Raw genomic sequence first — 20519 nt, 5'->3', positions numbered from 1 at the left:
CAGTCCCTATGCCGGCACGGCGACGACGTCCAGGGCCCGGTCGATGACTTGATCGGGCGTAATCCCATCGGCCACGGCATCGTAGGACAGGTGCAGCCGGTGGCGCAGCACCGCGTGGGCAACCGCGCGCACGTCGTCCGGCGTGCTGAAGTCCGCGTCGGCCAGCCAGGCGTGCGCGCGCGCGGCCCGGTCCAAGGCGATGGCGCCGCGCGGGCTGGCGCCGACCTGGATCCAGCGGCCCAGATCCGCGTCATAGTCGGCGGGCCGGCGCGTGGCGTTCACGAGGTCGACGGTATAGCGGTCGACCGCCGGCGCGACCTGCACCGCGGCCGCCTCGATGCGGCAGGCGAAGAGCGCTTCCTGGGTGATGCGGGCGCCCCCCTCGGCACCATCGCTCGCGCCCGACTTAGGCGGGTCCCGCAGCAGCGCCAGCATGGCCATCTCGTCCTCGGCGCCGGGGTAATCCAGCTTGATCTTCATGAGGAAGCGGTCCATTTGCGCTTCGGGCAAGGGATAGGTGCCTTCCTGCTCGATCGGATTCTGCGTGGCCAGCACCATGAAAAGCGCGGGCATCTTGCGCGTATTGCCGCCGACCGTGATCTGCCTTTCTTCCATCGCCTCCAGCAGAGCCGACTGCACCTTGGCCGGGGCGCGGTTGATTTCATCGGCGAGGATCAGGTTGCCGAACAACGGCCCCGGCTGGAACGCGATGCGATTGCGCCCTTCGGCATCCTGCTGCAGGACATCGGCCCCGGTGATGTCCGAAGGCAGCAGATCCGGGGTGAACTGGATCCGGCTCATGTCCGCCGCCAGATGCGCCGCCAGCGCCTTGACCATGCGCGTCTTGGCCAGCCCCGGCAGGCTTTCAAGCAACACGTGGCCGTCGGCCACCAACGCGATCAGCATCTGGCGTATTACTGCCGCCTGGCCCAGCACCTCCTGAGAAATCGCCGCTTCCAACGCCAGAATTCCATCGCGCTGCGCCATGCTTATCCCTTTGGTCAAATGCGAACGTGTACGACTTGCCGGAATGCCCGGCAAGGGTTCAACGGCTGGCGACTTTTCCGGGGCGGGCTTGCGCCTGCTTCCACTGCTCGGGGGTCATCACCGTGCGAAAGCCCAGGTGCGACATCCCGTTCAAGGGATCCGTGCCTCGACGGGCGCTGGCCCGGTAGCTGATGCAGTACGTGTCGCTGCAAAGGAAGGAGCCGCCGCGCGTCACGCGCTTGGGCGCGGAAGCGGGGACGTTCCCGTCATCGGGGTCGAAGCTGTCGGCGGGCCCGGCAGGATCCTGCGGCGGCTGACGATATTGGGCCTGGATGCGGAACGCGTCGGCGCGATACCAGTCGGCGGTCCACTGCCAGACATTGCCCGCCATGTCGTAGAGGCCATAGGCGTTCGGGGGGAACGTGCCGACGGGGGTCGTGCCGACCTGGATCTTCTCGTCCTTGACCACCGGGAACGGCTGTTGCTGCTGCGTATCCCAGATGTTCGCCATGGGCTTGCCTTGCGGGCTGAGCTCATTGCCCCAGGCGTACGTTGCCTGCTCCAGCCCGCCGCGGGCGGCGAACTCCCATTCCGCTTCCGTCGGCAGACGCTTGCCTGCCCATTTGGCATAGGCTTGCGCATCCTCGTACGACACCTGGACGACAGGATGGTCGTCCTTGCCGTCGATGCCGCTGCCCGGGCCCTGCGGATGGCGCCAACTGGCGCCGGGGACGAACCGCCACCAACGCGAGTAATCGCGCAACGACACCTCGGACTCGGTGCCGACGAATACCATGGCTCCCGGCACAAGCAGGGTGTCGTCCGGCCGGGGGGTGCCCGGGGGAAGCTGGACCTTCAGGTCTTCCCAGCGCGGCTTCTGTTCGGCCGTGGTGACATAGCCCGTGGCCTCGACGAAACGGCGGAACTCGGCGTTCGTGACGTCGTGGGTATCCATCCAGAAGCCGCTCACCCGCACGCTATGCGGGGGCACTTCGTTAGGCTGCGAAAGCTTATGGTTATTGCCCATAAGAAACTCCGCAGCAGGAATCCATGCCATGCCGGCCGGCCCCTGCTTGCCGTCGCCAAGCGTGACCACAGGGGCCACGGGTTTCGGGGCGAGGCTGACACCCGCGACATAGGCGCCCAGCGCACTGGCGCCAAGAAGGACGCCTGCCACTGCCAATCCAACTTTCAGTTGCTGCTTCACGTGCCCCTCCGTACTGCTTTGGAAACGAAACGGCGCGCCAATTCAATGGCGCATGGGTATCACGAATTGCTTGTCACGCTGAAACGGGAATGCATTCGGCTCAGGCCGAAAGAGCCTTCGAAAACGCGTCACGCTGTTTGGCCGGGATCGGGGTCAAATAAATGATCCGGTTGTATTCCATATTGCTTTATCTTCCGCCGCATGTCGACAAGAATGATCTGCAGTTCCTGGCGACGTAAATATTTTTTTCATGTTCTGCATAATCAAAAGCTCACCGCCAGCCCCACCGAGAAGCCTGACACGTTGGTACCGAACACATATCGGCCGACCAGGCGTGTGCGGGTAATGAAAACGTCATAGGCGCTTGAGTCCAGCTCAAGTCCCGCGCCAAGCGAGGTGAGCCGGTCAAAACCCAGGATGCCGCGCTGGTCCCCCAGGAATTCCGAATGCGTGAACTCCAGTACGTATCGCAACGGGCGCTGCAGCAACATGGCGCCTGTAGGCGCCCGGTACCGGGCCCAGAGATTGGCCGACTGCGCCGTTGCGCGCCCTTGTACCGCCGCCGAACTGTCAAAACTCTTCAAGCGCATATCCGAATACCGGAGCTCCACATCGACTTCATAACCAGGCCGGTAGTGCTCGTAATCCAGCATCAGAGAGCCCCCCAGGCCGTAGGCGTTGAGTGAGCCTTTATCCAGGAAATCGATATCCCGGCCGGTCTGCCTCCCGACGTACCAACTTGCGGCGCGCAAGTCGCTCGTGACGTTGCCCAGCGCGAAGTTGAAAATCGGGCGCAGCTTCAGTTCATCAGTCAGCTTGAAGTCCCACCCGATCCCCCCTGTCGCGGAAACGCTATTCCACTTGGCAGGAATGCGCCGCTCCTCCGTCCCCTGGCTGGCGATAAACGTCGGATCGTAACGACTGCCGGCCAGGACACCTTCAAGGTAGACGGGAAATGATTTTGAAACCGTGTCCCCACCCCCTAATTGCGTCATGTAGAAGTCGGTCGATCCGCTCGTCGATCCCCCGCCCGCGCCGATATTCAACGAGCTGGTGGTGATATCGGGGACGATGGAAAACGACATCAATGCCAGGACGCCGTTAGCGCGCTTTTGCAGATCGTCCTGCGTCAGTCGCAAGCCCTGCTGCGCAAGCGCCGACGACGCCAGGCCGCAACCCAAGGCGCCCAAGACCCAACCAACCCTGCGCTTGACGGTGATCGATGGCGGCGACACGGCAGTCTCCCAAGGGGGTTGTCGTCGGCCTACGCGACGGCGACGTCCTGCGGGTTGGCACTGAGGCCCGCCGCGGAGTTCGTCAAATTGCGGAACGGCGTCAGCATTTCAATCTCCTCGTTGCGGCGTCGCCGCGTCGGCCCAGAAAGTCACCCTGTCTCGCCCCGATTTTTTCGAGGCGTACAGCGCTTCGTCCGCACGCTGGAGTACCGAATCCAAGTCGGCGCCGTCCTTGGGCCACCGGGCAATGCCGACCGACGCGGTCACCTTGCCCACGCCCTCCGGCATGGCGTGCGCGGACAAGGCAGCGCGAATGCGCTCGGCGACGTCACGCGCGACTTCAGCGGAGTCAGAGGGCAGCAGCGCGATGAACTCCTCGCCCCCTACCCGGTACGGCGTATCCTGATCACGCAGGCTATGGCGCAGGACGTCCGCCACGGCGATCAACACCTGATCCCCGCAGGCGTGTCCGAACGTGTCGTTGATCCGCTTGAAATGGTCCAGATCGAGCGCAATGACCGCCACGGCGACGGCGTCCGTCTTGAAATCCGCCAATGCGTCGTCCAATGCCCTGCGGTTCATCAGCCCGGTCAAAGGATCCGTCATTGACTGAAGGTTCAGGCGCTTCATCTGCTGGTGGTGATGCTCTAGCGAGACTTCCACGGCGCCGCGCAAGGTATCCGCCTCGGCGTACCAGGCATTGAGGCGCCCCAGGTCCTCCCTTTTGCCTTGCCCGGCGGCCAACGCCCGGCTCAGGCGGGACAACGGCGAGGCAATCGCGTAGGCCAGCGCGCTGACCGCCAGCAGCATGAACAGAACGACGGGGGCCGCGGAACGCAGCGCATCCGCAAGCAGCCCACGCACGGGCAACAGGGCCTGATCCAGGGGCCGTTGCGTCACGATGGCCCAATTCCCCTTGGCGACCGGCGCATAGCCGGTCAGCAAGGTGCCGCCGTCGTCCGCCACCAGCGGCGCGGCCCAGGCATGCGCAGAATGAGACAAGCCCTTCAAATTCGACGGCAGCGACTCCGCCTGCTGTCGGTACAGGACGTCGCCCGTCCTGTTCACGACGTACACCGCCATACCACTGGCATCGTCCGCCTTGCCCAGCACCTGAGCAATCCCGAGACCATTTCCCAAGGCCACGACCATGGCCAGATAGCCCTGCGGGATTCCTGTGGCGTTATTGACCGGCTCGACGAGCGTCAGCGTCGGGACTGCGGGGTCAACGACCGACACCCACTCGCCCGCCCTCAGCTCGCTGACGCCAAGGTCGGCCAACATGCGGGGGGACTTCCCGCCCGCCTTCGTTGCGCTTGCCTTGACGTTGCCGCCGACATCCGAGAACAGCACGGCGACCGCGCCATCGGCCTGTTGCAGCACTCTTTGCATTTCACCGGCTACTGCCGTCTGGTTGTCCGAATCGGCAGAGACTTTGCTGGCGCTTGCAAGCAACTGGCCATGCATGGCGTGGATATAGAGGTTGACGACGTCGGCCAGCTTGTCCGCATAGGAACGGCTGTACGCCAGCGTGTTCTTGATTGCCTGGGCCTTCTGGACCTGGTAGCTCGCAAAGAGCGCGTAGGCAAAGCCGATGGCGACGCTCAGGACCGCCAGGGTCACCAGCAGCGCCGCAAGCGGGATTCTTCGGGCTGGACGCCGTCCATGCGACGACGCCACGCTCATCGCGTGTCCACGCGCACGCAGGCGCGTCTGCATTTTGGGGCAACGATACAGGCTCTCATTGGTTGAACCTCGCTATGCTGCCCACCGCGCGGCGTACCAAGCGGATGGCAACCGGCGGTCGGGCAGACCCACCGCTCAACAATAGAGGGGCCCGGCAGGCCTAGCAACCGCGCCGGCGATACGCGAAATCCACAATTGATTTAGTCAAAAATTTGTGCAGATATCCGATTTCCGAACCCCGCAAGACCGCGCGTCGGTGGGCAGAACAACGCCCCTGCGAAGGGGCGTGGGAACGGCGTTCATTTGCGGTGGCGCACCCTGGCTCGCGGCACGGAATTGCCGGTGCCGCCAGGCGGCTCCAGGATAGTTGTGCGATGTGTCGTCTCCGCAACAGTGTTGCAATGCAACGCAGGCCCTGCCTGTGCACGCAACCACTGCGCCACCGCCTGCACCGGCGCAGTGGGCGCGCGGCCGGCTGACATGGCCAGGTGGAAGGTGTGGCCGTCGATCGTCGGTCCGAAGGGTTGCACAAGATGGCCGGCTTCCAGTTCGTCGGCGATCAACGCCAGGCTGACCAGCGCGATGCCATGGCCGGCGACGGCAGCCTGTATGGCGTGCCCTTCGTCAGAGAAGCGCAACTCGCTCGCTTGCGGCGGAGGGAGCCGCTGCGCGACCGCGAACCACCGTTCCCAGGTGGGATTCTCGGGCCGAGGCCGCTTCCAATCGAAACGGATCAGCGGCACGCGCGCCAGATCTTCCGGCGTCATGACGCCCAGGCGCGGATTCGCCACAGGGGCAAAGCGGTCGGTGAACAAGGGTTCGGTCGCGAGGCCGGGATACGGCCCGCGGCCGTACCGAATCGCGATATCGACCGCCGTCGATCTCAAGTCGACCAAATCGTCGCTGGCCAGCAGTTGCAAGTCGATGCCGGGGTGCCGGGACCGGAAGTCGCTCATGCGCGGCACCAGCCACTTCACGGTAAAGGCGTTGGTGGCGGAAATGGTGACCTGTGCCCGCGTTCGCTGCTGCATCAACCGTGCCAACGTCGCCTCGAAGGCGTCGAACCCGTCGCGCAGCACCGGGTAAAGCTGCATCCCCGCCTCGTTCAGCGACACCTTGCGCACTTGGCGATCGAAGAGCGCCAGCCCCGTCTGTTCCTCCAGCGCCCGAATCTGGTGGCTGACGGCGGTGGGCGTGACGGACAACTCCTGCGCGGCGGCCTTGAAACTGCCCAGGCGCGCGGCCGCTTCGAAGGCGCGCAGCGCAGAGAGTGGAAGAAACCGGCGTTGCATGCAGAGGTCTGCCTATAGATGAAATTTTCTCTTCTTATAGCTGACAATTGAACCTTTGTCACAATGCGCGTGAATCCCTACATTGAACGCATCGGCCGGCCAATTCCGGGTCGGCTTTCCCAACCGTTATAAATGAAGGAATTCGCATCATGCTGCAACGCGTAAAGACCCAGCCCGACAATTACGAACCCTTCCTGCTGTCGCAGGGCATTCAGTACGGGAATCTGCTCTTCATCTCCGGCCAAGCGGGCGCAGCCGACGACGGAAAGATCGTCGCGGGCGGCTTTCTGGCCCAAGGCGAGCAAGCTTTTTCCAATTTGCGCCGGGCACTGGAAGCCGGCGGTTCCAGCCTGGCCGAGGTGATCAAGGTCACCATCTTCGTGACCGACATGGGGCATTTCGATGACGTCGTGGCGCTGCGGCGCCGCTTCTTCTCGGCCCCCTACCCGGCCGACACGATCGCGGAGATCAAGGCGCTGTACGACCCCGCCGCCATGATCGAGATTGAGGCAATCGCGGCCGTACGCCAGCCGGAGGGCCGCTGACATGAACACGCCCACCGATCGTCATCCAGGCGCTGCGCGCACCGCGCACGCCAGCTTGTTCACGCCGCTTCGGGTGGGACAGGATCTTGGCTTGCCCAACCGTCTGGTCGTGGCGCCCATGACGCGGGTCAGCGCCACGGCCGACGGGCGAGCCACGGCGCAGATGGCCGACTACTACGAAGCCTTCGCCGCCGGCGGCTTCGGCCTGGTGATCACGGAAGGCCTCTACACGGACAAGGCCTTTGCGCAGGGCTACCGCTTCCAACCCGGTCTGGCCGACGACGCGCAGCGCGACGCGTGGCGGACCGTGGTGGACCGCGTGCATGCGCAGGGGGGCCGCATCGTCGCGCAACTCATGCATGCGGGCGCGCTGTCGCAGGGCAATTCCCATCGCATCACGACGAAGGGCCCGTCGGCCGTGTTGCCCGCAGGGCAACAAATGGCCTTCTACCGGGGCGAAGGGCCTTACCGGATGCCCGACGCCATGTCGGCCGACGACATCGCGGAGGCGATCGAAGGTTTCGCGCACGCGGCGCGCAGAGCACAGGAAGCCGGATTCGACGGCGTCGAGATACACGGCGCGAACGGGTATCTGCTGGACCAGTTCCTCACTGCCCACACCAATCTGCGCCAGGATCGCTACGGCGGCAGCCTGGAAAACCGTTTGCGCCTGACGGTGGATGTCATCCAGGCCGTCCGGCGGTCGACGACAGAACCCTTTGTGGTGGGCGTGCGCAGCTCGCAGGGCAAGGTCAACGATTTCACGCACAATTGGGCGGGCAGAGAGGCCGATGCGGCCCTGATCTTCGGCACGCTCGGTGCGCTGCCCATCGATTACCTGCACACGACCGAATTCGAGGCCTGGAGCGCCGCCTTCGGCCAAGCCGGCCCCAGTCTCGCGGCGCTGGCGCGCAGGCAGGTTTCGGTGCCGGTGCTGGCTAACGGTTCGCTGCATGATGCGGCTCGGGCCGACGGCATGATCGCGCGGCAGGAGGCGGACTTCGTGTCATTGGGCCGTGGCGCGCTCACGCACGCCGACTGGCCGATGCGGCTGCGCGCCGGCAAGGAGCACGAGACGTTCGATCGGGGACTGCTGGCGCCGATCGCCGACTTGGCCAATGCGGCGCGTCATCGTTCGGCCCATGCAGAAGCAAAGCAGCCGGCTCCACTCAAAACCTCGACGTCGCCTTGAGCGGTCCGCCCGAGCTGCGCGTTCGATCGGAGGTCACCCCGTCATGCCGCATCCGCAGATCCAGGCCCCCGCGGCTGGCCAATGCGATGCCCACCGCGGCAAGCAGCCTGGATCTTGCGCGCAATGAAAAACCGCCCGGGCCGTTCAGGCTGGGCGGCTTCTCATGCGCGCCGGGCGGACTCCGGGATCAATGGCCCGTGGAGTCGCCTTGGCGGCTGGCTTCAAACAGGAACCACGTGCGCCGTTCGGTCTCGTCGATCCAGTTCTCGATCAGGCTGGAGCTGGCGATGTCGCGGTGCTCGTCGGTGATGTTGTGGGCTTCGCGCAGCGACGCCGCCAGCACTTTGTTGTCTTCGCGCAGCTCAGCCAGCATGTCCAGCGGCTGGACGTAATCGGCGTCGTTGTCCGAAATGCGCTGGGTGCGCGAAATGTGCCCGATCGAACGCAGGGTGGTGCCGCCGATCTTGCGGATGCGCTCCGCGATCGGGTCAGTCATGGCGAACAACTGGTCGCCTTGCTCGTCAAGCAGCAGGTGGTAATCGCGGAAGTGCGGACCGCTGACGTGCCAGTGGAAATTCTTGGTTTTCAGATATAGCGCGAACACGTCGGCCAGTAGCTGGTTCAGTGCGGCGGAGATGTCGCGGGTGGCAGCCGCCGCCAGGTCGGTAGGCGTTGCCAGCGGAAGTTTGCGCCGCTCTTTGAGCGTCTTGGTGGTCTTCTCATTCAGTTTCTTGGCCATGAATTGCCGCTCCTTGGAATGATAGAAAGTACGCAGTCCCGGCATGGCCTGCGCCATGCGAGATACCCCAGGGTAATCCCGCACGCGGCCTTTGCCAATGGCCCGGATCAACTGGCGGCAAGCTGAACGCGTGACGCAGCCCTGCCCCATCAGCCTTTCAGCGCAAACCCGGGCCTGTCGACTGACAACGCACACGCGACGATCCCGTCCATCACGCGGGCCGAGGCGGGCAACATCCCCGGCAGGCGTCGATAGGGGAAACGGCTCCGCCGCCCGGGTGGCGCCCTCCCCGGGAAGGAGTATGCTACGCGCCTTCGTCTCAGCCAGATTCACACCATCGCTATGCGCGGCAATCCCGACGCCAGACAAGGCGCCATCGCGTTGCACGGGTTCTACTTCCTGTATTACGGCCTGCAGGGCGTCAGCATCCCCTTCCTGCCCTTGTGGTTCGCCAGCCGCGGCGTGGATCCCGCCGTCATCGGGCTGATCGTCGCCACCTCTTTCCTGCCCAAGATACTGTCCACGCCGGTCGTGGCCCACCTGGCCGACCAGAGCGGCCGCGCGCACGCGCTGATCGCCTCGGCGCTGGCCGCGTCGCTGGTGCTGTTCATCTGCTATCCGTTTGCCCAAACGGCAGGCTGGATGCTGGCCATCACACTGCTGTTGAACGCGGTATTTCCCGCCGTGCTGCCGCTGATGGACCGCATGGCGATCGCCAGCGGCAGAAAGCAGGGAAACGCCTACACCATCATGCGGGCCTGCGGATCGCTGGGCTTTGCGGCGGTCACCGTCATCGGGGGCTACCTGATCAAGACCTTCGACGCCGACTGGGTAATGTGGCTGTCGATCCTGCTGATCGTGGCCTGCCTGGCTTGCGTGCGGCTGCTGCCGCAAGCCGCGCGCCCCGCCGCCGATGACGCCCCCGCCGAGCGCGTGCGCCTGCCCATGCTGGCGGTGCTGCGTGACCGGCCTCTGCTGATGTGCATCGCGGCGGCGTCGCTGGTGCAGGCCAGCAACGGCTTCCTGTATTCCTATTCCACGCTGTACTGGACGGACAACGGCCTGACGACCGCGCTGATCTCGCTGCTGTGGGTCGTGGGCGTCAGCAGCGAAGTGCTGTTCTTCTTCCTGGCGCCCAAGGTCCTGGCCCGGACCGGCGCGCAATGGCTGATCCTGGCGTCGGCCGTCATGACGGCGATCCGCTGGGCGGGCCTGTCCGCCACCACCGACCCGGCGCTGATCGCCGCACTGCAACTGCTGCAATGCTTCACGCTGGCCGGCAATAACGCCGCGATCATGTGGTACATCACCCGCCATGTGCCCGCCGCGTGCAAGACCTCGGCGATCGCGCTGTACGCGCTGCTGTCGGGCGGCGTGTTCATGTTCGGCAGCATCCAGCTGGGCGGCGCGCTGTACCGCAACTACGCGCCGGGCGGCTTCATCGTGATGGCCGTGTGCGCGCTGTGCGCGGTGCCGCTGGTGTTCTCTTCGGAGAAGCTGCGACGGGTTTCGTAGGATGGGGGAAGCGCAAAAAAGCCCCCGAAGGGGCTTTTCGTCAGCAGCAGCCGATACGTTTCTTGCCGCCGTAGCGCGCGTCCTGGCGCTCGCGGAAGAAAGCCTCGTACGTCATCGGCTCCTGGTCAGGGTGGGTACGCCGCATGTGTTCCACATACGTGTCGTAGTCCGGCACGCCGACCATCAACCGGAGCGTCTGCCCCAGGTAACGGCCGGCGGCGCCGGCGGCTGAACTCATGTTGCCAAACAGCATGCGGCGCCTCCTTGGCGGTCAGTCCGCGCCCGCCGCGGCGGGCAGCGTTTCGTACGGCGTCTCGCGCGAGGTCGGCTTGTTTTCGGCGCGGGCGCGCTGCACCGACTTCAGGCCGAACACCACGATGCTGACCACCACGAACATGAAGATCGCGCACAGGCCGGCGTTGATGTAGTCGTTCATGACCACTCGCGACATCTCGCCCAGCGACTTGGCCGGCGCCAGCACCTTGCCTTCAGCAATGGCCGCGTTGTACTTGGCGGCGTGGGCCAGGAAGCTTACGCGCGGGTCGGCGTCGAACAGCTTCTGCCAGCCGGCCGTCAGCGTGCAAGCCAGCAGCCACAGGGTGGGCAGGATCGTGACCCATGCGTAGCGGTCGCGCTTCATCTTGAACAGCACGACGGTACCCAGCGTCAGCGCAATCGCGGCCAGCATCTGGTTGGCGATGCCGAACAGCGGCCACAAGGTGTTGATGCCGCCCAGCGGATCCACCACGCCCTGGTACAGGAAGTAGCCCCAGGCCGCCACGCACAAGGCGGTGGCGATCAGGTTGGCCGGCAGCGAATCCGTGCGCTTGAGCGACGGGGCAAAGGTGCCCAGCAGGTCTTGCAGCATGAAGCGGCCGGCGCGCGTGCCCGCATCCACCGCGGTCAGGATGAACAGCGCTTCGAACAGGATGGCGAAGTGGTACCAGAAGGCCATCATGCCGGGGCCGCCGATGGCCTGGTGCAGGATGTGCGCCATGCCCACGGCCAGCGTCGGGGCGCCGCCCGCGCGCGAGATGATCGTGCTTTCGCCGACGTCCTTGGCCGTCTGGATCAGGTCTTGCGGCGTCACCACGAAGCCCCAGCTGGACACGACCTGCGCCACCTGGTCCGGCGTGGTGCCGATGACGGCGGCCGGGCTGTTCATGGCGTAGTAGATGCCCGGCTCGATCACGCAAGCCGCCACCAGCGCCATGATCGCCACGAACGATTCCATCAGCATGCCGCCGTAACCGATATAGCGGGCCTGCGTTTCGTTTTCGATCAGCTTGGGCGTGGTGCCCGACGAGATCAGGGCATGGAAGCCCGACACGGCGCCGCAGGCGATGGTGATGAACAGGAACGGGAACAGGTTGCCCGACCAGACCGGGCCGGTGCCGTCCACGAACTGCGTCAGCGCGGGCATCTTCAGTTCAGGCGCCACGACCACGATGCCGATCGCCAGGCCGACGATGGTGCCGATCTTCAAGAAGGTCGACAGGTAGTCGCGCGGCGCCAGCAGCAGCCAGACGGGCAGCACGGCGGCGATGAAGCCGTAGATGATCAGGATCCAGGTCAGGCCCTTGCCGTCGAAGTCGAACATCGGGCCCAGGACCGGATGCGCGGCCACGTCCTGGCCGAACGTGATGGCGGCCATCAGGCCGACGAAGCCGATGATGGAGACTTCGCCGATCTTGCCCGGACGGATGTAGCGCAGGTACACGCCCATGAACAGCGCGATGGGGATGGTGGCCGCGACCGTGAAGGTGCCCCAGGGCGAATGCGTCAGCGCCTTCACCACGATCAGCGCCAGCACGGCTAGGATGATCACCATGATCATGAAAGCGCCGAACAGCGCGATCACGCCGGGGATCTTGCCCAGCTCGGACTTGACCAGGTCGCCCAGCGAACGGCCGTCGCGGCGGGTCGAGATGAAGAGGATCGTGAAGTCCTGCACGGCGCCGGCGAACACCACGCCGGCCAGGATCCACAGCATGCCCGGCAGATAACCCATCTGCGCGGCCAGCACCGGGCCCACCAGGGGGCCGGCGCCGGCGATGGCGGCGAAGTGGTGGCCGAACAGCACGTGCTTGTTGGTGGGCACGTAGTCCAGGCCGTCGTTGTGCTTCCAGGCCGGCGTCATGCGCGAGGCGTCCAGCTGGAAGACGTTCTTCGCGATGAAGCGGCTGTAGTAGCGGTATGCGATCAAATAGACGCACACGGCGGCGATCACCACCCATAGCGCGTTGATGGTCTCCCCTCTGGCCAGCGCCACGGTGCCCAGCGCGAACGCGCCCAGTACCGCAACCGCCAGCCAGACCAGGTGCTGACCCAGTCCCTTACTGCTGGTATGCATAAGTGCTCCTCTTGCCTCCCGCCATGCTTGTGGCGTGAAACGCTTTTTTCGTCTCGCGGAAGGCAGACTCATTGTTGTGGGGTGGCGGGCGCGCACGCGCCCGCACTGCGTCCTGTGGACGCGGGCGTTAGTATTTCGTTTTGCCCCCCCGGCAACAAGCGCGGAACTACGCAAACGAGCTACGTGTTACTACGCAATGCGCCGCAACATAAATCGGTGGGAATCGTAAAATCCGGCACGCGCATGGATCGTTTCCCCGCGACGCCGGCCGTGATGCGCCGCACCAATCGTTAACCGGGCTGAACCCCACAATATGAAGCTGCGCCTGAAAATCCTGCTGCTTGCCGCGGTCCCCCTGCTGGTGGCCGTGGCCGCCATCACGGTGGCTGTCTACGTGCAGGGCCTGCAATTGGCCCAGCGCGAAAAGCAGGTCGTGGAAAGCGCCTGGCTGGCCAGCAAGGAAAGCGAACTGCGCCATTACGTCAGCCTGGCCTACAGCGCCGTCGCCCCCCTGCAGGCGGCGGGCGACGACGAGGCCTCGCGCCAACGGGCGCTGGAACTGCTGGCGCAGATGGAGTTCGGCCACGACGGCTACTTCTTCGTCTACGACCTGCATGGCAAGAACCTCATGCACCCGCGCCAGCCCGAGCTGGTGGGACAAGACCTCTGGAACCTGCGCGACACGCGCGGCCAGGCCGTCATCCAGAACCTGCTGACAGCCGCCCGCCGCGGCGGCCAGCAAGGCGAGGTGGTGCACTACCTCTGGGAGAAGCCCTCCACGCACCAGACCGTGGAGAAGCTCGGCTACGTGGTGGTGCTGGACCGCTGGGGCTGGATGCTGGGCACCGGCATCTATCTGGACGACGTGGAACAGGCCCTGGTGCGCATCGACGCCGCCGCGCAGGCCAACATCCGCAGCATGTTCGCCTGGGTGGCGGGCATTGCGGCCGTCTCCATCCTGGGGGTGGCCGCTTGCGGCCTGGCGTTGAACATCAGCGACCACCGGCAGTCCGACGCCAAGCTGCGCCTGATGGCCCAGCAACTGGTGCGTTCGCAGGAAGACGAACGGGCCCGCCTGTCGCGCGAACTGCACGACGGCATCAGCCAGGTGCTGGTGTCCATCAAGCTGTCATTGGAAGCCGCGCGGGAACGGCTGCGGCAATCGTTGCCGGAACAGCCGCAGGCCCTGGCCCATATCGACCGCCCGCTGGGCGGCGCGCTGGACCGCCTGAACAGCGCCGTGGGCGAAGTGCGGCGCATCTCGCACAACCTGCGCCCCACCCTGCTGGACGACCTGGGCCTGCCCGCGGCGCTGGAGCACCTGGGACGGGAGTTCGCCATTCCCAGCACGGACGGGGCGCCGCCGCTGGCCGTGCGGCTGCGCACCACGGGCCGCCCGGTCAAGCTGCCCGACGCCTACGCCACCGCGCTGTTCCGCGTCACCCAGGAAGCCCTGACCAACGTGATGCGCCATGCGGGCGCCACCCGGGCCGACATGACGCTGGCCTACAGCGCCCACGACCTGCGCCTGACGATTTCAGACGACGGCCGCGGCTTCGACCTCGCCGAGGTCCAGCAAGACCCGCGGCGCGGCATCGGCCTGCGCAACATGCGCGAACGCATGAGCGCGCTATCCGGTAACCTGAGCTTCCATTCCACCGCCCAAGGCACCACCTTGCAGGCCTGGCTGCCCCTGCCGGGCGCGGCGGCCCCTTCCGCGACGACCCAAGCATGACCGACACCCCCGACGCCATCCGACTCCTGCTGGTCGACGACCACCCCCTGGTGCGCGACGGCCTGCGCCTGCGCCTGGAAACCGTGCCGCGCCTGCGCGTGGTGGGCGAAGCCGGCAACGCGCAGGCGGCGCTGGCCTTCCTGGCGGCTTGCCTGGCGCAAGACCCCCAGGGCGACACCCTGCCCCATCTGGTGCTGATGGACCTGAACATGCCGGGCGTGGGCGGGCTGGAACTGACGGCCCTGCTGCACGACCGTTACCCGCAGATCGCGGTGCTGGTGCTGTCCATGCACGACAACCCCGAATACATGGTGCAGGCCGTGAAAGCCGGCGCCCGGGGCTATCTGCTGAAGGACGAGCCCGCCGAAGAGATCGTCACCGCCATCGGCGCCGTCGTGGCGGGACGCAGCTATTTCAGCGCGGCCGCCGCCGTCCGCCTGTCGCAGGCCAGCGCCCCGGCCACGCTGCTGACGCAGCGCGAACGCGACGTGCTGCGCCACATCGCCGACGGCCAGGCCAACAAGCAGATCGCCCTGGCGCTGGGCCTGTCGGTGCGCACGGTCGAGACCCACCGGTTGAACATCAAGCGCAAGCTGGGCATCGACGGGCAGGCTGAACTGATCAAGTATGCCGTGGAGAACCGGGGCGTTTGACCCCAGGGGTTCGCCCCGGGCGCCTGACCCGCCGCCCGCGCTGCGGTAGACTTGCCTGCATTCCGGCGTCCCGACGCCACACGACACAACGCCACGACGAGCGCGCTGCCCCAGGAGTCCCCCATGTCATTGGAAAAGAACTACACCGCCATTCTCGAAGCACTAGGGGAAGACCCGTCCCGCGAAGGGCTGGCCGACACGCCGGCGCGCGCGGCCAAGGCCATGCGCCACCTGTGCCGCGGTTACGGCCAGAACCTGGACGAAATCGTCAACGGCGCGCTCTTCACGTCCGACACCCGCGAAATCGTCCTGGTCAAGAACATCGAGCTCTACTCGCTGTGCGAGCACCACATGCTGCCCTTCATCGGCAAGGCCCACGTGGCCTATCTGCCGGCTGGCCGCGTCCTGGGCTTGTCCAAGGTCGCCCGCATCGTCGAGATGTATGCCCGCCGCCTGCAGATCCAGGAAAACCTCAGCCGCCAGATTGCCGAGGCCGTCCAGACCGTCACCGGCGCGGCCGGCGTGGGGGTCGTGATCGAAGCCCAGCACATGTGCATGATGATGCGCGGCGTGGAAAAGCAGAACTCGTCCATGGTCACTTCGGTGATGCTGGGCGAATTCCACGACAACGCGTCGACCCGGGCCGAATTCCTGAGCCTCATCCGATAGCAGGACACGCCCCCCTTCTTTTGGGGCATATCGCGGGCCCGCCCGCTGCGACGACGATGCCACACAGGGCAGCGCCGGCGCGGCAGGCGGGCCCGGCCGCTTTCGGCGCCCGGCTTTTGGCTCCTACTGATCCAGGCATCTGGTCCTAGCGTTCTGGTCCCATCCGGGCAAACTGGCACTCAGCAAGCCGGCCGCGCCGGGGCGCGGCCGATCCCTTCCGGAGACCACCATGAACGCGATATTCCGCCACATCCGCCGCTGCACCCTTGCCGGCCTGGCCGCCGCGCTGCTGGCCGCACCCGCTTATGCCCAGACCAAGCTGGTGGTCGGATATCAGCTGATCGTGGGCCCGTTCCTGTCCGCCATCGCGGACGGCAGTTTCGATTCCGCATTGAAGGACGCCGGCTACCAGGTCGACTGGCGGCAGTTCACGTCCGGCGGCGATATCTCCACCGCGCTGGCCTCCGGCAACGTGCCGGTCGGCGTCCTGGGATCCACGGGCATCACCTCGGCCGCCACCCGGGGCGTGGACATGCAGCTGTTCTGGGTCCTGGACAACATCGGCAAGTCCGAAGCGCTGGTCGCGCGCAACGGTTCCGGCATCAACAGCACCGCCGACCTGAAGGGCAAGCGCGTCGCCACCCCCTTCGTATCGACCTCCCACTTCCACCTGCTGGTGGGGCTGGAGCAGGTCTGGAAGATCTCGCCGCGCGACGTGCGCATCCTGAACATGCAGCCGCCGCAGATCGTGGCCGCCTGGCAGCGCGGCGACATCGACGCCGCCTATGTCTGGCCGCCCGCGCTGACCGAGATCGCCAAGACCGGCAAGATCATCGCCGACTCCCAGCAGATCGGCGCGGCCAGCGTGCCCACCTTCGACGGCATCGTGGTCGACCGCGCCTGGGCCGCCAAGAACCCGAAATTCATGGCCGCCTTCACCAGCGTGCTGGCCAAGTCCTATGCCGACTACCGCGCCAACGGCGCCAAGTGGACCGCCGAGTCCCCGCAGGTCAAAGGCATCGTGCGCCTGATCGGCGGCAAGCCCGACGACGTCGTCGAAGCGCTGGGCCTGCTGGTGTTCCCCACCGCGCAGGAACAGGCCTCGAACGAATGGCTGGGCGGCGGCAAGGAATCGGGCGCGGCGCGGGCCTTCGCGGCCAGCGCCACCTTCCTGAAGGACCAGAAGCAGATCGACCGCGCCTTGGGCGACTACAGCCCGCACGTCACGGACCAGTACGCGAAAGCCGCGGCCAAGTAAAAGGCCCGGCGCGCCACAAGGGGAGCCCGCATGACCATGCCGTCCACCTCCGCCGCGCAGCGCCTCTGCGCGGAACAAGTCAGCGTCACCTATCCCGGCCTGCACGACAGCGGGCCGGTGGTTGCGCTGCAGAACGTCAACCTGACCATCCAGCCTGGCGAATTCGTCGTCGCGCTGGGCGCCTCGGGCTGCGGCAAGACCACCTTGCTGAGCCTGCTGGCCGGGTTCCTGTCGCCCACCGAGGGCGAAATCACGCTGGGTGGCCGCCCGATCGTGGGGCCGGGCGCCGACCGCGGCGTCGTCTTCCAGAAGCACGCCCTGCTGCCCTGGCTGAACGTGCTGGAGAACACGGAGTTCGGCCTGAAACTGCAAGGCGTGGACAAGGCGACGCGCCGCGCCCGGGCCCGCCGCAACCTGGAACTGGTGGGCCTGCAGGACTTCCATCGCCATATGATCTATCAACTGTCGGGCGGCATGCAGCAACGCGTGGGCATCGCGCGCGCGCTGACCTGCGACCCCGCCATGCTGCTGATGGACGAACCCATGGCGGCGCTGGACGCGCTCACGCGCGAGACCATCCAGGAGCTGCTGCTGGATATCTGGCGCCAGACCAGCAAGATGTTCTTCTTCATCACCCACAGCGTGGAAGAGGCGCTCTTCCTGGGTTCGCGGCTGATCGTCATGTCGCCTCGCCCGGGCCGCATCACGCACACCTTCACGCCGGACTTCAACCGGCGCTACCTGGAGACCCGCGATGGCCGTGGCATCAAATCCAGTCCCGACTTCATCGCCATGCGCGAACAAGTCCTTGGCATCATCTACGGCGACGAGCGCGCCGCCGCCTCGCCCGAAGCCGTCCATGTCTAGGAGCCGGTCGGGGCACAAGCCCGCGACGCCAGGCACGGTCTACGGCGCCCCGGGCGCGGGTTACAGCGGGCACATCAGCCTCTTGACCAGCCTGGCGTTGATCGCCCTGTGGTTCCTCGTGACCAGCGCGGGCTGGGTGCGGCCGCTGTTCCTGCCGTCGCCCATCGCCGTGTACGACAAGTTCGTCTCGGCCATGACCGACGGCGTCGCCAACTCCACCCTGGCCGAGCACGCCCTGGCCAGCCTGACGCGGGTCTTCAGCGCGTTCTTCCTGGCCTGCCTGACCGCAATTCCCGTGGGCATCCTGATGGGCGTGAACCGCTATGCGCGCGGCATCTTCGACCCGCCCATCGAGTTCTACCGCCCGCTGCCGCCGCTGGCGTACCTGCCGCTGATCATCATCTGGTTCGGCATCGGCGAATTCCCCAAGATCCTGCTGATCTACCTGGCCATCTTCGCGCCGATGGCGATCGCCGCGCGGGCCGGCGTGCGCTCGGTATCCATCGAGCAGATCCATGCCGCCTACGCGATGGGCGGCACGCGGATGCAGATCGTCTGGCACGTGATCCTGAAGGCGGCCATGCCCGAGATCTTCACGGGCATGCGCATCGGCATCGGGGTCGGATGGACCACGCTGGTCGCGGCAGAAATGGTGGCCGCCGACCGGGGCCTGGGCTTCATGGTGCTGAACGCCGCGCAATTCCTGGCCAGCGACACCGTCATCATGGGCATTATCGTGATCGGCGTCTTCGCCTTCGCCTTCGACCTGCTGGTGCGCTACCTGGAGAAGTTCGCCATCCCGTGGAAGGGACGGATCTAGGACGTTTTCCAACAGGGCAATCCCCCATTTCTTCCCCCTGGCCGCTCCTCTATCCTGAGGCAGATCCGGACCCCGCCCGCGCCGTGCGGCGGGGTCCCGCTACGCCGTCACAAGGAGCCGTCATGTCCAGCCAGGCCTCGATGCTCAAGCCTGTGTTGTGGGAACGCCTGTTCGAAAGGGAAAGCGCGCCCAACCTCAGCCTGCAGGGCCGCGTGCGCCAGATGCTGGTGTCGGCCATCCTCAGCGGTCACCTGCCGCCGGGCATGCCGGTGCCCTCCAGCCGGCAACTGGCCGACCAGTTGCGCATCGCCCGCAACACCGTCGTGTTCGCGTACCAGCAACTGGTCAGCGAAGGGTATCTGGTGTCGCGCGAACGCAGCGGCCACTTCGTCTGCGATTCCGTCATGCAGGGGCATTCCGGTTCGGCCGCGGACGCCGCGCACGCCGCGCCGCAGGACGACGCGCCGGACCCGCAGCGCGTGCGCTGGGACGAGCGGCTGCGGTTCCGGCCGTCGCGCCAACGCAATATCACCAAGCCGCAAGACTGGCAGAAGCAGCCCTACCCCTTCGTGTACGGCCAGTTCGACCCCGACCTCTTTCCCACCGCCGAATGGCGCGAATGCTGCATCAAGGCGCTGTCCGTGCTGGACATCCGCAGCTGGGCGCCCGACCTCATCACGCACGACGACCCGACGCTGATCGAACAGATCCGCACCCAGGTGCTGCCCCGCCGGGGCGTCTGGGCCGACGCCGAGGAAATCGTCATCACGGTGGGCGCGCAGCACGCGCTCTACCTGCTGGCCGATCTGCTGGTCAATGACGACACGGTGGTCGGCATGGAAGACCCCGGCTACCCCGACGCCCGCAACATCTTCGCCAGCCACACGCGCAACCTGCTGCCGCTGCCGGTGGACGAGCGCGGCCTGTGCACCGGCACGCACCTCTTGGGCTGCGACTATGTCTTCGTCACGCCCGGCCATCAATGCCCCACCACGGTCACGCTGGCGATGGAGCGCCGCGAAAGCCTGCTGGCGCTGGCGCGCCAAGCCGACAGCATGATCATCGAAGACGATTTCGAAAGCGAAAGCCGATGGGGCGAAGGCGCCATTCCCGCGCTGAAAAGCCTGGACCGCGATGGCCGCGTCATCTATGTGGGCAGCCTGGCCAAATCGTTCGCGCCGGGCCTGCGCATCGGCTACATCGTCGCGCCACGCGAACTGACCCGCGAACTGCGGGCGCTGCGCAGGCTGATGCTGCGCCACCCGTCCGCCTATATCCAGCGCGCATTCTCGCTGTTCATTTCACTGGGCCATCACCATTCGCTGCTGCGCAAGCAATCGCAGGCCTACCAGAAGCGCGGCGCCGAGCTTGCCCAGGCGCTGGCCCGGCACCTGCCCGACTTCAGGGCAATCCCGATCACGGGTTCCTCGTCCTGCTGGCTGGCCGGGCCGCCCTGGCTGGACGCCGCCGAATTGTCCGAGGCCGCGCTGGCCGAAGGCGTCGTCGTCGAACCCGGCAACGTGTTCTTCATGAATGGCACGGAGGCGCCCCGCAATTACCTGCGCGTGGGCTTCACGTCGATCCGGCCCGAACATATCGGGCCGGGAATCGAAAAGCTGGCGCAGGTGGTGCGTCGGTACCGCTTGCGGGCGGCGGCGTAAGGCCCGGCTTCCGGGTTTGGCTTCTGATCCTGCCTTCTTATGGCCTGAACTCTGGGCCGGACGTGAATACCGGCTACAGGTGTTCGTCCCGCAAGTGGTACCAGC

At 66.1% G+C, this 20519-nt stretch carries 18 protein-coding genes; 10 read left to right on the top strand and 8 right to left on the bottom strand.

The annotated features are described in order from the left end of the window. Positions 1 to 6 precede the first annotated feature (6 nt). From ACO6D5_RS13675 to ACO6D5_RS13655, 5 genes are all read right to left on the bottom strand, one after another. Entirely contained in the window at positions 7 to 987 is a 981-nt protein-coding gene (locus tag ACO6D5_RS13675; RefSeq protein ID WP_485825675.1) for an AAA family ATPase, read from the bottom strand. 58 nt (positions 988 to 1045) lie between these two features. Next, positions 1046 to 2194, bottom strand: a complete 1149-nt coding sequence (locus tag ACO6D5_RS13670) for an SUMF1/EgtB/PvdO family nonheme iron enzyme (RefSeq protein ID WP_315529312.1) — start codon at positions 2192 to 2194, stop codon at positions 1046 to 1048. Positions 2195 to 2457: 263 nt separating this feature from the next. Then, entirely contained in the window at positions 2458 to 3384 is a 927-nt protein-coding gene (locus ACO6D5_RS13665) for a hypothetical protein (RefSeq protein ID WP_485825695.1), read from the bottom strand. 153 nt (positions 3385 to 3537) lie between these two features. Further along, the gene (locus ACO6D5_RS13660; RefSeq protein ID WP_315529311.1) at positions 3538 to 5115 is read right to left on the bottom strand and encodes a diguanylate cyclase domain-containing protein; all 1578 of its coding nucleotides are present in this window, start codon (positions 5113 to 5115) and stop codon (positions 3538 to 3540) included. 299 nt (positions 5116 to 5414) lie between these two features. After that, the gene (locus ACO6D5_RS13655) at positions 5415 to 6407 is read right to left on the bottom strand and encodes a LysR substrate-binding domain-containing protein (RefSeq protein WP_485825674.1); all 993 of its coding nucleotides are present in this window, start codon (positions 6405 to 6407) and stop codon (positions 5415 to 5417) included. 149 nt (positions 6408 to 6556) lie between these two features. On the opposite strand from ACO6D5_RS13655, the gene ACO6D5_RS13650 reads away from it, so the two are divergent. Next, positions 6557 to 6952 (top strand): RidA family protein, encoded by a 396-nt coding sequence (locus ACO6D5_RS13650; RefSeq protein ID WP_315529308.1) that lies wholly within the window; start codon positions 6557 to 6559, stop codon positions 6950 to 6952. 1 nt (position 6953) lies between these two features. Next, entirely contained in the window at positions 6954 to 8144 is a 1191-nt protein-coding gene (locus ACO6D5_RS13645; protein WP_485825673.1) for an NADH:flavin oxidoreductase, read from the top strand. A gap of 187 nt (positions 8145 to 8331) precedes the next feature. Here ACO6D5_RS13645 and ACO6D5_RS13640 read toward each other — a convergent pair whose 3' ends face one another. Then, on the bottom strand, positions 8332 to 8883 hold the full coding sequence (locus tag ACO6D5_RS13640; RefSeq protein ID WP_280027395.1) for a Dps family protein: 552 nt from the start codon (positions 8881 to 8883) through the stop codon (positions 8332 to 8334). A 342-nt stretch (positions 8884 to 9225) separates the two neighbouring features. Between ACO6D5_RS13640 and ACO6D5_RS13635 the strand changes: the two genes are divergently transcribed. Beyond that, positions 9226 to 10398 carry an MFS transporter gene (locus tag ACO6D5_RS13635; protein WP_485825672.1) on the top strand — a complete coding sequence of 391 codons (1173 nt, stop codon included), beginning with the start codon at positions 9226 to 9228 and terminating at the stop codon, positions 10396 to 10398. Positions 10399 to 10438: 40 nt separating this feature from the next. Here the strand turns inward: ACO6D5_RS13635 and ACO6D5_RS13630 are convergent, their stop codons facing one another. After that, entirely contained in the window at positions 10439 to 10651 is a 213-nt protein-coding gene (locus tag ACO6D5_RS13630; protein ID WP_485825671.1) for a YbdD/YjiX family protein, read from the bottom strand. A gap of 18 nt (positions 10652 to 10669) precedes the next feature. Further along, positions 10670 to 12751: a carbon starvation CstA family protein gene (locus tag ACO6D5_RS13625; RefSeq protein WP_088588274.1), complete on the bottom strand. Its 2082-nt coding sequence runs from the start codon at positions 12749 to 12751 to the stop codon at positions 10670 to 10672. A gap of 313 nt (positions 12752 to 13064) precedes the next feature. On the opposite strand from ACO6D5_RS13625, the gene ACO6D5_RS13620 reads away from it, so the two are divergent. The 7 genes from ACO6D5_RS13620 to pdxR all read left to right on the top strand — a co-directional run bounded on the left by ACO6D5_RS13620 (position 13065) and on the right by pdxR (position 20414). Further along, positions 13065 to 14486, top strand: a complete 1422-nt coding sequence (locus ACO6D5_RS13620; protein ID WP_315529299.1) for a cache domain-containing protein — start codon at positions 13065 to 13067, stop codon at positions 14484 to 14486. After that, positions 14483 to 15139, top strand: coding sequence for a response regulator (locus ACO6D5_RS13615; RefSeq protein WP_485825670.1), 657 nt, complete (start codon positions 14483 to 14485; stop codon positions 15137 to 15139). Before ACO6D5_RS13620 ends, ACO6D5_RS13615 begins: the two co-directional genes overlap by 4 nt. A 123-nt stretch (positions 15140 to 15262) precedes the next feature. Beyond that, a complete protein-coding gene (gene folE, locus ACO6D5_RS13610) occupies positions 15263 to 15808 on the top strand; it encodes a GTP cyclohydrolase I FolE (protein WP_315529297.1) in 546 nt (181 codons plus the stop codon). 229 nt (positions 15809 to 16037) lie between these two features. Next, positions 16038 to 17066 carry a taurine ABC transporter substrate-binding protein gene (tauA, locus tag ACO6D5_RS13605; protein ID WP_315529296.1) on the top strand — a complete coding sequence of 343 codons (1029 nt, stop codon included), beginning with the start codon at positions 16038 to 16040 and terminating at the stop codon, positions 17064 to 17066. 30 nt (positions 17067 to 17096) lie between these two features. Beyond that, a complete protein-coding gene (locus tag ACO6D5_RS13600) occupies positions 17097 to 17933 on the top strand; it encodes a taurine ABC transporter ATP-binding protein (protein WP_485825669.1) in 837 nt (278 codons plus the stop codon). Further along, positions 17926 to 18753, top strand: a complete 828-nt coding sequence (locus ACO6D5_RS13595; protein WP_485825668.1) for an ABC transporter permease subunit — start codon at positions 17926 to 17928, stop codon at positions 18751 to 18753. Before ACO6D5_RS13600 ends, ACO6D5_RS13595 begins: the two co-directional genes overlap by 8 nt. Before the next feature lie 122 nt (positions 18754 to 18875). After that, positions 18876 to 20414, top strand: coding sequence for a MocR-like pyridoxine biosynthesis transcription factor PdxR (gene pdxR, locus ACO6D5_RS13590; protein WP_485825667.1), 1539 nt, complete (start codon positions 18876 to 18878; stop codon positions 20412 to 20414). Positions 20415 to 20519 lie beyond the last annotated feature (105 nt).

The organism is Achromobacter sp., assembly GCF_057314935.1.
Note: the sequence above shows the minus strand (reverse complement) of the source record. Positions and strands in the feature narration are given on the sequence as shown.

Bases quoted from the DNA above. Each gene is read 5' to 3' on its own strand.
- ACO6D5_RS13675 (WP_485825675.1), bottom strand. From the start codon at position 987: ATGGCGCAGCGCGATGGAATTCTGGCGTTGGAAGCGGCGATTTCTCAG.
- ACO6D5_RS13660 (WP_315529311.1), bottom strand. From the start codon at position 5,115: ATGAGCGTGGCGTCGTCGCATGGACGGCGTCCAGCCCGAAGAATCCCG.
- ACO6D5_RS13655 (WP_485825674.1), bottom strand. From the start codon at position 6,407: ATGCAACGCCGGTTTCTTCCACTCTCTGCGCTGCGCGCCTTCGAAGCG.
- ACO6D5_RS13650 (WP_315529308.1), top strand. From the start codon at position 6,557: ATGCTGCAACGCGTAAAGACCCAGCCCGACAATTACGAACCCTTCCTG.
- ACO6D5_RS13645 (WP_485825673.1), top strand. From the start codon at position 6,954: ATGAACACGCCCACCGATCGTCATCCAGGCGCTGCGCGCACCGCGCAC.
- ACO6D5_RS13640 (WP_280027395.1), bottom strand. From the start codon at position 8,883: ATGGCCAAGAAACTGAATGAGAAGACCACCAAGACGCTCAAAGAGCGG.
- ACO6D5_RS13635 (WP_485825672.1), top strand. From the start codon at position 9,226: ATGCGCGGCAATCCCGACGCCAGACAAGGCGCCATCGCGTTGCACGGG.
- ACO6D5_RS13630 (WP_485825671.1), bottom strand. From the start codon at position 10,651: ATGCTGTTTGGCAACATGAGTTCAGCCGCCGGCGCCGCCGGCCGTTAC.
- ACO6D5_RS13625 (WP_088588274.1), bottom strand. From the start codon at position 12,751: ATGCATACCAGCAGTAAGGGACTGGGTCAGCACCTGGTCTGGCTGGCG.
- ACO6D5_RS13620 (WP_315529299.1), top strand. From the start codon at position 13,065: ATGAAGCTGCGCCTGAAAATCCTGCTGCTTGCCGCGGTCCCCCTGCTG.
- ACO6D5_RS13615 (WP_485825670.1), top strand. From the start codon at position 14,483: ATGACCGACACCCCCGACGCCATCCGACTCCTGCTGGTCGACGACCAC.
- folE (WP_315529297.1), top strand. From the start codon at position 15,263: ATGTCATTGGAAAAGAACTACACCGCCATTCTCGAAGCACTAGGGGAA.
- tauA (WP_315529296.1), top strand. From the start codon at position 16,038: ATGAACGCGATATTCCGCCACATCCGCCGCTGCACCCTTGCCGGCCTG.
- ACO6D5_RS13600 (WP_485825669.1), top strand. From the start codon at position 17,097: ATGACCATGCCGTCCACCTCCGCCGCGCAGCGCCTCTGCGCGGAACAA.
- ACO6D5_RS13595 (WP_485825668.1), top strand. From the start codon at position 17,926: ATGTCTAGGAGCCGGTCGGGGCACAAGCCCGCGACGCCAGGCACGGTC.
- pdxR (WP_485825667.1), top strand. From the start codon at position 18,876: ATGTCCAGCCAGGCCTCGATGCTCAAGCCTGTGTTGTGGGAACGCCTG.